Annotated in this window: 8 protein-coding genes and 1 tRNA gene; 6 read left to right on the top strand and 3 right to left on the bottom strand. The window is 67.0% G+C overall.

What is annotated here, in order from left to right; genetic code table 11:
- Positions 1 to 52: 52 nt before the first annotated feature.
- The gene (locus ASE67_RS09565) at positions 53 to 2,317 is read left to right on the top strand and encodes a beta-glucosidase (protein WP_055759999.1); all 2,265 of its coding nucleotides are present in this window, start codon (positions 53 to 55) and stop codon (positions 2,315 to 2,317) included.
- Positions 2,314 to 3,720 (top strand): glycoside hydrolase family 30 protein, encoded by a 1,407-nt coding sequence (locus tag ASE67_RS09570; protein WP_055760003.1) that lies wholly within the window; start codon positions 2,314 to 2,316, stop codon positions 3,718 to 3,720. The genes ASE67_RS09565 and ASE67_RS09570 overlap by 4 nt, the downstream gene beginning before the upstream one ends.
- A gap of 68 nt (positions 3,721 to 3,788) precedes the next feature.
- Here ASE67_RS09570 and ASE67_RS09575 read toward each other — a convergent pair whose 3' ends face one another.
- Together ASE67_RS09575 and ASE67_RS09580 are read right to left on the bottom strand one after the other, a co-directional pair.
- Positions 3,789 to 6,809 (bottom strand): TonB-dependent receptor domain-containing protein, encoded by a 3,021-nt coding sequence (locus tag ASE67_RS09575; RefSeq protein ID WP_327196673.1) that lies wholly within the window; start codon positions 6,807 to 6,809, stop codon positions 3,789 to 3,791.
- 413 nt (positions 6,810 to 7,222) lie between these two features.
- Positions 7,223 to 7,299: transfer RNA gene (locus ASE67_RS09580), tRNA-Pro, on the bottom strand.
- 159 nt (positions 7,300 to 7,458) lie between these two features.
- On the opposite strand from ASE67_RS09580, the gene yajC reads away from it, so the two are divergent.
- From yajC to ASE67_RS09600, 4 genes are read left to right on the top strand one after another with little or no spacing between them, the layout of a single operon-like run.
- Positions 7,459 to 7,803 carry a preprotein translocase subunit YajC gene (gene yajC / locus ASE67_RS09585; protein WP_055760006.1) on the top strand — a complete coding sequence of 115 codons (345 nt, stop codon included), beginning with the start codon at positions 7,459 to 7,461 and terminating at the stop codon, positions 7,801 to 7,803.
- Entirely contained in the window at positions 7,803 to 9,395 is a 1,593-nt protein-coding gene (secD, locus tag ASE67_RS09590) for a protein translocase subunit SecD (protein ID WP_055760011.1), read from the top strand. Before yajC ends, secD begins: the two co-directional genes overlap by 1 nt.
- 12 nt (positions 9,396 to 9,407) lie before the next feature.
- Positions 9,408 to 10,364 carry a protein translocase subunit SecF gene (gene secF, locus ASE67_RS09595; protein ID WP_055760013.1) on the top strand — a complete coding sequence of 319 codons (957 nt, stop codon included), beginning with the start codon at positions 9,408 to 9,410 and terminating at the stop codon, positions 10,362 to 10,364.
- Positions 10,361 to 10,726 (top strand): Mth938-like domain-containing protein, encoded by a 366-nt coding sequence (locus tag ASE67_RS09600; protein WP_055760016.1) that lies wholly within the window; start codon positions 10,361 to 10,363, stop codon positions 10,724 to 10,726. The genes secF and ASE67_RS09600 overlap by 4 nt, the downstream gene beginning before the upstream one ends.
- Before the next feature lie 53 nt (positions 10,727 to 10,779).
- On the opposite strand, the gene ASE67_RS09605 is transcribed toward ASE67_RS09600, so the two are convergent.
- Positions 10,780 to 11,979 carry a glycosyltransferase gene (locus ASE67_RS09605; RefSeq protein ID WP_055760019.1) on the bottom strand — a complete coding sequence of 400 codons (1,200 nt, stop codon included), beginning with the start codon at positions 11,977 to 11,979 and terminating at the stop codon, positions 10,780 to 10,782.
- Between the last annotated feature and the right edge of the window lie 130 nt (positions 11,980 to 12,109).

Consider the following 12,109-nt stretch of genomic DNA (forward strand, 5'->3'; position numbering starts at 1 on the left):
GCGTCGATGAGTGCGATTGGAAGCGCTTCCAATTGCGCCGATAGGAGAGGTTATGACGTCGATCCACCGTGCGACGCAGTGGGGCGTCGCGACCACGCTGCCCCTGCTGCTGCTCGCAACCGCTGCGGATGCCCGGCAGACGCAGACGCAGACGGCAGTGCCCGCCGACGCCGCCGAGGGCCGCGCCGATACGCTGGTTCGTCGGATGACGCGCGACGAGCAGCTGCGCTACGTGTTCGGTTACTTCCCGCCGATGAGCAAGGATCGCCCGGCCGACATGATCCCGTCGGCCGGCTATGTGCCGGGCGTGCCGCGCCTGAATATCCCGACACTCAGGGAAAGCGATGCCTCGCTCGGCGTCGCGAACCAGATCGAACAGCGTAAAGGCGACGTCGCGACCGCGCTGCCCGCCAGCCTCGCGCTCGCTGCCAGCTTCGACCCCGACCTCGCCTTTCGGTCCGGCGCGATGATCGGCGCGGAGGCGCGGGCCAAGACGTTCAACGTGCTGCTGGCCGGCGGCGTCAATTTAACCCGCGATCCGTGGGGCGGGCGCACCTTCGAATATCTGGGGGAGGACCCGCTGCTCGCCGGGATCATGGCCGGGGAATCGATCCGCGGCGTCCAGTCGAACCATATCGTCTCGACGGTCAAGCACCTGGCGCTGAACCCGCAGGAGACGCTGCGCACCACGATGGACGCCCGCATTGGCGAGGCCGATCTGCGCGAAAGCGACCTGCTCGCCTTCCAGATCGCGCTCGAGCGCGGGCGGCCGGGGTCGGTGATGTGTTCGTACAACAAGCTCGACGGCGACTGGGCGTGCGAGAACGACTTCCTGCTGAACCAGGTGCTGAAGCGTGACTGGGGCTATCGCGGCTGGGTGATGAGCGACTGGGGCGCGGTGCATTCGACCGTCAAGGCCGCCAATGCCGGGCTCGACCAGCAATCGGGCCGCGAACTCGACAAGGCGATGTATTTCGGCAAGCCGCTGGCCGATGCGGTCGCCGCCGGTACGGTTTCGCCCGCGCGCCTTGCCGACATGAACCGCCGCATATTGTGGGGCGTGGTGTCGACCGGGCTGATCGACCATCCGGTGTCGACCACCGCGCAGACGATCGATTACGCCGCAAACGCCCGCGTCGCGCAGGAGGCGGCGGAAAAGGGCGCGGTACTGCTGAAGAACGATCGCGGCGTCCTGCCGCTGGCCCGCACCGCCAGACGCATCGTGGTGATCGGGGCACACGCCGATGTTGGCGTGCTATCGGGTGGCGGATCGTCGCAGGTGCGATCGGTCGGCGGCGCGCCGGTCGAAATCCCGCTGACCGAAGGAGCGGCATCGTCCTTTGCGCGAATTACGTGGCACGCCTCCTCGCCGCTCGCCGCGATCCGGGCGATGGCGCCCGGTGCGACCGTTACCTATCTCGACGGCCTCGACCCCGCTGCCGCGGCCGCCGCCGCGCGCAAGGCCGACCTCGCCATCGTCTTCGCATGGCAGTGGCGAACCGAGGCGCAAGACGTCGAAAGCCTCGCGCTGCCGGGCCTTCAGGACACGCTGATCGATGCGGTCGCGGGTGCCAATCGCAACACCGCCGTCGTGCTGGAAACCGGCGGGCCGGTGCTGATGCCGTGGCTGAACAAGGTGCCGGCGGTGTTGCAGGCATGGTATCCGGGACAGCGTGGGGGGCAGGCGATCGCCAACCTGCTGTTCGGTGCGGTCAATCCGTCGGGCAAGCTGCCGATGACCTTCCCCGCCAGCATCGAACAGGCGCCGCGCCCGGTGATCGCCGGCCTGGCCGAGATGAAGGCCGCCGATTCCGCACGCACATCCGGCGGCACGTACGGCATGGTTGATCGCGAACTGTCACCGGTCGTCCCGTATGAAGAGGGCGCGGCGGTCGGCTATCGCGGCTATCTGAAGCAGGGCAAGCGGCCGCTCTTCCCGTTCGGTCATGGCCTGTCCTACACCAGCTTCCGCTATGACGGGTTGCAGGTCGAGGGCGGGGCGGAGCTGCGCATCAGCTTCACCGTCACCAACACCGGCCGCGTCGCCGGGGCCGACGTGCCGCAAATCTACGCCACTGCCGGCCGCCGTGCGGGGCCGACCACCCGGCTGATCGGCTTCGAACGGGTGGCGCTGGCACCGGGGGAGCGTCGCCGCGTCAGCGTCGCGGTCGATCCGCGCCTGATCGCCGATTACGACGTGACCGGGCGGCGCTGGCATGTCGCCGCCGGGCGCTATCCGGTCACGGTCGGGCATTTCGCCGGCGATGCCGCATTGTCGGGCACCGCGACCCTGACCGAACGGAGCGTGAAGCCATGATCCGCCGCCCGCTCTTCGCCATCGCCGCGTTGCTGGCCATCGGCGCAGCACCCGCGCCGCCCGCCGGCATCCGCGCGTGGCAGACCAATGCCGATGGCAGCCAGCGCTTGGAGCCGGTCGCGCTGTCCGCCGGGCAGGCGGGAGAGGGGGCGACGATCGTCATCGATCCCATGCGCCGCTACCAGACGATGGTCGGCTTCGGCGCGTCGATCACGGACGCCTCGGCGATCCTGATCCAGCAACTGCCCGTACCACAGCGACAGGCGCTGCTGCGCGACCTGTTCGGCAGCGGCCCCGACGCCCTCCGCCTGGGGTTCACCCGGTTGACCATGGGGGCATCGGACTTTTCGCCGACGCACTACAGTTTCGACGACATGCCCGCCGGACAGCGCGACCCGGCGCTGGCCCGCTTCTCGATCGCGCCCAACCGCACGACCGTGCTGCCGACCGTGAAGGCGGCGCTGGCGATCAACCCGCGGCTGGTCGTGATGGCCAGCCCGTGGAGCCCGCCGGGCTGGATGAAGACCGGCGATTCGATGATTGGCGGCACGCTGCGCGACGATGCTTATCCCGTCTATGCCCGGTATTTCGTCCGCTATCTGCAGGCCTATGCCGCAGCGGGCGTGAAGATGGCCTATGTCACCATTCAGAACGAACCCGATTTCTCGCCCCGCGACTATCCGGGCATGAAATGGGCGGCGGTCGATCGGGCCCGCTTCGTTGGGCGCGACCTGGGGCCGGCGCTGGTGCAGGCGAGGCTTGCGACCCGCGTGCTCGAATGGGACCATAATTGGGATCAGCCGCAGCAGCCCGAAACCGTGCTGCGCGATCCCGTTGCCCGCCGCTATGTCGCCGGTGTTGCCTGGCACTGCTATGGCGGCGAGGTGTCGGCCCAGTCGCGCGTGCACGCCGCCTTTCCGCAGACCGACACCTTCTTCACCGAATGTTCGGGCGGGAACTGGCGACCGGGATGGAAGACCGGGTTCGGCGACGCGGTACAGAACCTGATGATCGGATCGACCCGGAACTGGGCGCGGGGCGTGCTGCTCTGGAACCTGGCGCTCGATCCGAAGGGCGGCCCGAACAAGGGCGGCTGTCGCGATTGTCGCGGCGTCGTCACCATCGACCCGGCCCGCCGCACCGTGCAGCGCGAGCTGGAATATTATGCGCTCGGCCATCTCAGCCGCTTCGTCGATCCGGGTGCCGTGCGGATCGACAGCGGCGAACCGGCCGACCTTCCCAACGTCGCGTTCCGCAATCCCGACGGCAGCGTCGTCCTGCTGGCCTATAACCGGGCGGCCACCCCGAAAGCGTTCAGCGCGCGCAGCGGCTCCCGTACGGCGCACCACCTGCTGCCGCCCGGTGCCGCCGTCACCCTCCGCTGGGACGCAATCGGCCGCTGACATGGCGCTGCCATGGCGCTGCGCATCGGGGAGGGTGTCCCCGATGCGCAGCGTTCGTGCAGGCAGGATCAGAAGCTGAACTTGGCGCCCGCGCTGAAGCTGCGGCCGACCAGCCCGGCATAATGCCAGCTGCTGAGATAGTTCGGATTGCTGGTATAGGCACCCGACGCCAGCGGGGCGCGGGCGTTGGTCACGTTCTGGACGTTCACGAAGAAGCGGAACTGGTCGTTCACATCCACTGCGGCGTTCAGGTCGGCATAGATGAACGGCCGGATGTAGCATTGCGCGGTCAGCGCCTTGCTGCACGACAGGTCGATCACCCCGTTGACCGGCGTGATGTTGTCCGCCGCGACCTGCTTGATCCGGCCGACATAATAGGTCGTCGCGGTCACGGCAAGGTTGCCGACTTCGATCGAGTTCTGCCAGTTGCCGCGCGTGCGCGGCGTGCCGCCACCCGACGACAGCTGGTACGGCCCAAGCGTACCGGCATATTTCTGCACGACGCCATCCGGGGTCACCAGGTCGAGATTGATGACCTGCGTAACGTCGAGCCGGCTGATGAGGCGCAGCTGGTCGTTCACGGGGACGTTCAGGTTCGCCTGCATGTCGACGCCCGAGCTGACCTGATAGTTCGCGTTGACATAGGGCACGTCGAACACGAGCAGACGGGGCAGGGCGTTGGGATTGTCGGGATCGGGCGCGTCGATGACGTTGCAGCGATAGCCTTCGCCGACCGCGGCAAGCGCGGCGCATCCGGCGGCCGAATTGGCCTGCCCGTAATAGGCGGCGATCGCATCGGCGCGGCGCGGGCCGGTGACGATCAGGTTCGACTTCTTGATGTTGTAATAATCGACGGTCAGGTTGAACCAGCGCACCGGCTTGAAGACCGCACCGGCCGAGAAGCTGCGCGAGACTTCGGGCAGGATGTCGGCATTGCCGGTCGCACCGCTGCCGATGTTATAGGTGTTGGTATAGGCGGCGTTACCCGGATGCGCCGCGACGAAGCTGTTTGGCGGCGTGAACGACGAGAAGCCCGAATAGCTGCTGGCCGGATTGTTTTCGGCAAAGGTCGGTGCGCGGAACCCCTTCGAATAGGTGGCACGCAGCGAGAACTGGTCGATCGGCATGAACTTCATGCCGACCTTCGGCGAGAAGCGGCTGTAGCCCTGCGAATAATTATCGTAGCGGCCGGAGACGTTCAGGTCGAATTCGCGCACGAACGGTGCGTCGATTTCGAAGAAGCCGGCGGTCACCGTCTGCGCGCCGCGCGCCGACGACGTGTTCAGCCCGTAATAGCTGAGGTCGCGGTTCTGGTTGCGGTTCATCAGCGTTTCGCGACGGACCTGGAACCCGGCCCCGACGTTCAGGTCACCGCCGCCGAGCGGCAGCAGCGCCTTCAGCACCGACCCGCCGATCGTCGCGACCGTCGAATAGGACGGGGTGGTCCGATCGGGCGAGATCTGCGCGCGCACCGCCGCACTGTTCTGCTCCGGATTGACGAAATTGTAGGCACCGGTGTTGATCGCGCCCAGCAGCCCCTGAATATTCAGGAAGCCACGCTGCGTGACGGCGAAGTTGTCGCGGGCATAGACGCCGTTCAGGCGGAACTTGAACCCGCTGCCCAGGTCGCCCGAAATGCCCGCCGTGGTGCGAAATACGTCGACATAGCGGTGGCTGTTCGCCGGAATGTCGCCGAATGAGTAATAGATGCGCGCCGCACCCTGGCCCGGATTGGCGGCAAAGGCCGCGGCATAGGGGTTGTTCGGGTTCAGTCGCCGATCCGCCGCCGTCGCGCAGTTGGTGCCGGCCGCACAGATATAGACCGGCAGCACGATGCCGGGGCTGCTGGATGCCAGCGCCGCCGACCCGCCAAAGGGCTGGGTCTGGCGGATGCCGGTCGGGGCGCCCTTGATGTCGACTTCGGAATGCGAATAGCTGCCGCTGGCGAACATCTCGAGGTTGTCGCTCAGCCGGATGCTCAGGCGACCGGTGGTCGAATAGCGCTGCTGCTGCGGCTGGATGATCGAATATTCACCGGGGATGTTGTGCGCGCATGCCGTCCCGCGTGCGGTCGTCGTATTCACCGTGTAGGTGCCGAACGGGCACGAACCGGGATTGAGCAGCTGATACTGGGTCGTCAGCGGCGAACCGATCTTGCCCGACAGCGGGTTGTTCAGGTCGCTCTGGCTGACGCGGACGACGACGGCCTGCGGGTTCTGCGCGGTCAGCGATTCGTCGTTCAGGTTGCGGTCGCTCAGGCCGCTCGGCCGCAGGTCCAGCGTGTTGAACGGGTAACCGCGCGAATTGTTGGTGATGTAGGCGTCGTAGGTATATTCACCGTTCAGGTAGAAATTGAACCCCTGTTCCTTGTAGTCGCCATAGCCCGCGGTCAGCGTGGCGCGGTAGCGCGAGCCATCGGCCTTTTCGGTGGTGCCGCCCTGCACCGATCCTTCGACGCCCTGGAAATTCTTCTTGCTGATCAGATTCACGACGCCGCCGATCGCGTCCGCGCCATAGGTCGACGAGGCGCCGTCCTTCAGCACTTCGATCCGGTCGACGATGCTGAACGGGATCGAGTTCAGGTCGACATAGGCGTTATGGCCATCGTCGTTCAGCGGGAAGTTCGCCGAGCGCAGCCCGTCGATCAGCACGACGGTCGACGATACGCCCAGGCCGCGCAGCGACACCGCGGCACCACCGGCCGAAAAGCCGTTGCGGAAACCGGTCGAGATCGACCCGGCGCTGTCGGCCGAGACCGAGCGGATCGCGTCCTGCGCGGTGGTGATGTTCGCGCGTTCGAGCGTTTCGGCGCTGAGCACGGTTACCGGCGAGATCGAGCTGGCGTTCGAATCGCGGAACAGCGTGCCGGTGACGATGATGGTGGCGGGCAGACCGGCATCGGGGGCCGGTGCTGCCGGCACCTGCGCGACGGGTGCCGCCGTCGTATCCTCGACCACCGGTTCGGCAGTGGCTGCCGCCGGTGCTGGTACTGCATCCTGGGCCAGCGCCGGAAACGCGGTCGCGGCCAGCAACGCCGCCGTCGAGATGCCGAGGCGCAGCGCGCCACGAGCCGAATGAATCACAACCACCTAGAATTTTCCCCCAAAATTACACGGCGACATGCATCGCCCATCCCCCGTGCGCCGTGCAGGACGGAGCGAGGCCGCTGTATGGCGGGGGGCGTTACCGGGGTGTTAAGGACGCGGTTGGAACGGCGGGAAATATATCCGTCGCAGCGGCGGGGTCGCCCTACGTGCCTTTCGTCCTCCGTGCTCGCGCTCGCAGGCGGGCCTGACGCGGCTTCGTCGCTGGACGCAATCGATGGGTGCGAAGGCTGTCGTTGCATCGGCAGGAGGGTGCCTCAGCAGGAGGCGCTAACCGCGGCAGCTGCTATGCGGCGCAGTATGTTCGCATGGGAGGCGAATCGGGTGGTTCCGACCCGAAAGAGTGATTGCCAGCCATCTGCGGCCCGGCTCTCATCAGCGCTAGTGGCTGATGTCTCTGGTCGGGGCGACAGGATTCGAACCTGCGACCCCCACACCCCCAGTGTGATGCGCTACCAGGCTGCGCTACGCCCCGATCAGAGAGGGCGTGCCTTTAGGCCCGGTTTCGTCGGCATGCAAGCCCGAAGCGTCGACAAGGGCAAATGTTGCGTGGGACCTGCGCAGATGATAGCTGCCCGCAGTTGACAGGATGCCGTGTTCGCGGCGTCCGCTTTTTCGGACATTCAGGCCAGCAATGCTCGTACCTTCCGCTTTCGCCCAGACCGCTGCCGCCCCTGCGGCTTCGGGTGGTTTCCTCGGCACGCTCATCGGCATCGCGCCGCTGCTGCTGATCTTCGTCGCCTTCTACTTCCTGCTGATCCGTCCGCAGTCGAAGCGGATGAAGACGCTGCAGGCGTCGATCGCCGCCGTGAAGCGTGGCGATCAGGTCGTCACCGCCGGCGGCATCATCGGCCGGGTCATCAAGGTCGAGGACACGTTCGTCGAGGTGGAGATCGCCGCCAACACCCGCGTCCGCGTGGTGAAGGCGACCATCGCCGAAGTCACGCCGCCCGCCGGCGCCAAGCCCGCGAACGACTGATGCTCGACTTTCCCCGCTGGAAACGGATCGCCATCTGGGCATCCGTGATCCTGTTGTCGCTGTTCGCGGTGCCGAGCCTGTTGCCCGAGGCGATGCGTGCGAAGCTGCCGAACTGGTATGCGTCGCAGACGATCAACCTCGGCCTCGACCTTGCCGGCGGCAGCTACATCCTGCTCGAAGCGCAGACGCAGGACGTCGCGGCGACGCGGGTCGAAGCGATGCGCGAGATGATCGCGACCGAGATGCGCCGCAATCCGCGCGTTGCGGTCGGCGATATCTCGACCCGCGGCGGGCAGATCAGCTTCATGGTCCGCGATGCCGCACAGGTCGACGCCGCGCGCGAAAAGCTGCTGAGCCTCACCGGCGGCGGGGCGGGGATGACCGGCCAGCGCGAATGGGACATCGAGGTGCGCGATACCACGCGCTTCGTCCTGACCCCGACGCAGGCCGGCCTGAAGCTCGCAGTCGAAAATGCGATGAAGGACGCGACCGAGGTCGTGCGTCGCCGCATCGACGAACTGGGCACGCGCGAACCGACCATCATCCAGCAGGGCAGCAACCGCATCGTCGTGCAGGTACCAGGCCTGTCCGATCCGAAGGCGCTGAAGGAACTGCTCGGCAAGACCGCGCGGCTGGAATTCAAGCTCGTCGACCTGACCGCCGATCCCGCCGCCGTTGCGCGCGGGCAGGCCCCGGCCGGCAGCCAGATCCTGCCCTATCCGGCGCAGGGCGGCGGCATCGCGGTCAAGCGCACCACGATCATCTCGGGCGACCAGCTCGCCGATGCGCGCCAGACCTATGACCAGAACAGCCAGCCCAACGTCACGATCAACTTCAATGCCGAGGGCGGTCGCCGCTTCGCGAAGGTGACGCAGGAAAACACCGGCAAGCCGTTTGCGATCATCGTCGACAATTCGGTCATCTCCGCGCCGAACATCAACGAACCGATCCTGGGTGGCAGCGCCACGATCAGCGGCGGCTTCACCGTCGATTCGGCCAACCAGCTCTCGATCGCGCTGCGTTCGGGCAAGCTGCCGGTCGACCTGACCGTCGTGCAGGAAAGCACCGTCAGCCCCGAACTGGGGGCCGATTCGATCAAGGCGGGTGTCACCGCCGCGATCATCGCGACCATCGCCGTCATCGCCTTCATGGTCATGACCTATGGCCGGTTCGGTATCTATTCGACCATCGCGGTCGTGCTGAACATCCTGATGATCCTGGCGGTCATGGCGTTCCTGAAGGCCACGCTGACGCTGCCCGGTATCGCCGGCTTCGTGCTGACCATCGGCACCGCGGTCGACGCCAACGTGCTCATCAACGAACGCATCCGCGAAGAGCGCAGGCGGGGGCGCAGCGTGCTGCAATCGCTGGAGCTGGGCTACAAGGAAGCGAGCCGCACGATCTTCGAAGCGAACGTGACCCACGCCATTGCGGGGCTCATCATGCTGATCCTCGGCTCCGGCCCGATCCGCGGCTTCGCGGTCGTGCTGCTGCTCGGCATCGCCAGCTCGGTGTTCACCGCCGTTACCTTCACGCGGATGCTGGTTGCCGGATGGATGCGCCGCCATCGTCCGACCGACATCACCATTTAAGGCCCCGGCGTCATGCGTCTCATCAAGCTGGTTCCCGACAATACCAACATCCGCTTCGTCGCGGTGCGCAAGCTCGCGTTCACCGTAACGCTGATCCTCAGCATCCTGGCGGTCGGGCTGGTGTTCGTGCGGGGCCTCAATTTCGGCGTCGACTTCATGGGCGGCGTCGCGATCGAGGAAAAATTTGCCTCGCCGCCCGCGATCGACAAGGTGCGCGCCACGATCGAACGGCTGGGGGTGGGCGAACCCGCGATCCAGCAGTTCGGCGATCCGACCCTCGTGTCGATCCGCCTGCCGGTGCCCGAAGGTGATTCGGGTGCGACCGACCGGCTGGTCGAACGGGTGAAGTCGGCGCTGTCGACCGAATTTCCCGGTGCGACCTTCAGCAACTATTCCACCGTGTCGGGCAAGGTGTCCGACGAACTGGTGACTAACGGCGTGCTGGCGGTGTTGCTGGCGATCGTCGGCATCGCGGTGTTTTCGTGGTTCCGCTACGAGTGGCAGTTCGGCATTTCGACCGCCGTCGCGATCATCCACGACGTGCTGATGACGCTCGGCTTCTTCGCGCTGACGCAGATGCCGTTCGACCTGACCATCGTCGCCGCCGTGCTGACCATCATCGGCTATTCGATCAACGACAAGATGGTGATCGACGACCGTATCCGCGAAAACATGCGCAAGTTCCGCAAGATGGAGATGCGCGAGCTGATCGATCTGTCGGTCAACGAAACGCTGCCGCGTACGGTGATGACCTCGCTGACCATCCTGCTCGCGCTCACCGCGCTGATCGTGTTCGGCGGCCATGTGCTGCGTGGCTTCACCGCCGCGATGATCCTGGGCGTGATCGTCGGCACCTATTCGTCGATCTACGTCTCGTCGTCGCTGCTCATCACGCTCGGGCTGAAGCCCGGTGCGCCGGTGGGTGAGGGCACGGTCAAGGACCCGGCGCCGGGCAAGGCGTCGCGGTGAAGATCGACCGGGTCCGCAAGGGCGACGGCCCGGTCGTCTCCGGCCTGACGACGGCCGGGTTCCGCGTCGATGACGGCATCTATCCCGCGCTGCTGATGACCCCGCAGCGCGCGGATTTGTGGGAGCCGCCGGCGTTCGACGCGCTCGATGCCGATGTGCTGGCGTCGGTGCTGGCGATGCAACCCGAATTCCTGTTGCTCGGCACCGGCGCGACGCTGCGCCAGCCGCCGCGCGCGCTGGTCCGTCAGCTCGACGCGCTGGGGCTGGGGATCGAGGCGATGGACAGCCGCGCGGCGGCCCGCGCCTGGGGCGTGCTGCGCGACGAAGGGCGACAGATCGCGGCGGCGTTCTACCCGCTCTGACGGGGGGTAAGCCCCATGCCGCTATCGTTCTCCGGATCGGTCGAGAGCGATCCTCAGGGCAAGTTCGGCGTGACGGGAGCGGCGAGCGACCGCCCTGCGACCAACCCTGCCAGATGCTCGCGCAACTCCGCCGCATTGCGCTCCCAACTGAACGCATCGACCACCGCCCGCGTCGCTTGTCCGTCGACCGGCTGCGACAGGACCGCCGCGATCCCCTGCGCGAAGGCGCTTGATTCGCGTGCCACGATCCGGCCCGCCGCCGGCACTGCCACCACTTCGCGCGCGGCCCCGGCATCGGGGATCACGATCGGCGTCCCGCTCGCCAGCGCCTCGACCCAGGCATTGGCCAGCCCTTCCGATGACGATGCCAGCGCCATGACGTCGGCCGCCGCCAGCAGATCGGGCAGGTCGCGATGCGGCATCGGCCCGGTCAGCTTCACCCGGTCGCCAATGCCGAGTTCCGCGATCCGCGCCGCCAGAGCCGCTTGATCCGGCCCGCCGCCGACGATCCACAGCGCGACACCGGGCAACGCCGCCACCGCATCCAGCACGATCCGGTGGCCCTTGCGCGGGATCAACGCCCCCAGCGACACGACCAGCGGCCCGGTGACCCCCAGCCGCTGCCGGGCGGTCGCGCGATCGATCGTGCCGAATCGGGTGCGGTCGATGCCGGTGCGATGCACGCGAACCGGGCGGTCGATCCCGGCGGCGGCGATATCGTCGGCCATCGACTGCGACACCGCCAGCAGCCCGTCGGCGGCCTGGCCTGCGCCACGAACCTGCGCGGCGGTGGCGGGGGCGTGGCCCCAATGGTGAATGTCGGCCCCGCGCGCCTTGATCGACACCGGCACGCCGAAATGCCTGCCCAACGCGACCGCCGCCGGGCCATCGGGAAAGAAGAATTCCGCATCGATCACGTCGAACGCAAAACTCTCGCGCAGCCGGGTCAGCATCGGCAGCAACCGCCGCACCAGCGCCGCGACATGGAATCGTCCCTGCGTCGCAGGAAGGTTCAGGAAGCGCGGACGCTCGACGCGCAAGCCCTTCCACACCTCGCGCTGCGGCAGGGCCGACAGGGCGCGATAGGCGGGGTGCAGCGACAGCGGAAAGGGGGGCAACCCGATCGGTGCGACCACCCGCACTTCGACCTCTTCCAGTGCGGCCAGCCCCAGCGTCTGGCGTTCGACGAACACCCCGAAATTGGGCCGCACGGCATCGGGGAACAGGGTGGCGAGGGTCAGGACACGCAGCATTGTCGGCCGGTGTAGCGCGAAAAGGGTGAAGGCTTCGCGAAAACGCCGAGCCGACGCCCGATAGAGAAGCGGTACGATCAGATATGCGTCACCCCGGATCAAGTCCGGGGTGACGGGGAGGGGCGGGCAA

Source organism: Sphingomonas sp. Leaf23, assembly GCF_001421585.1.
Classification (GTDB): Bacteria; Pseudomonadota; Alphaproteobacteria; order Sphingomonadales; family Sphingomonadaceae; genus Sphingomonas.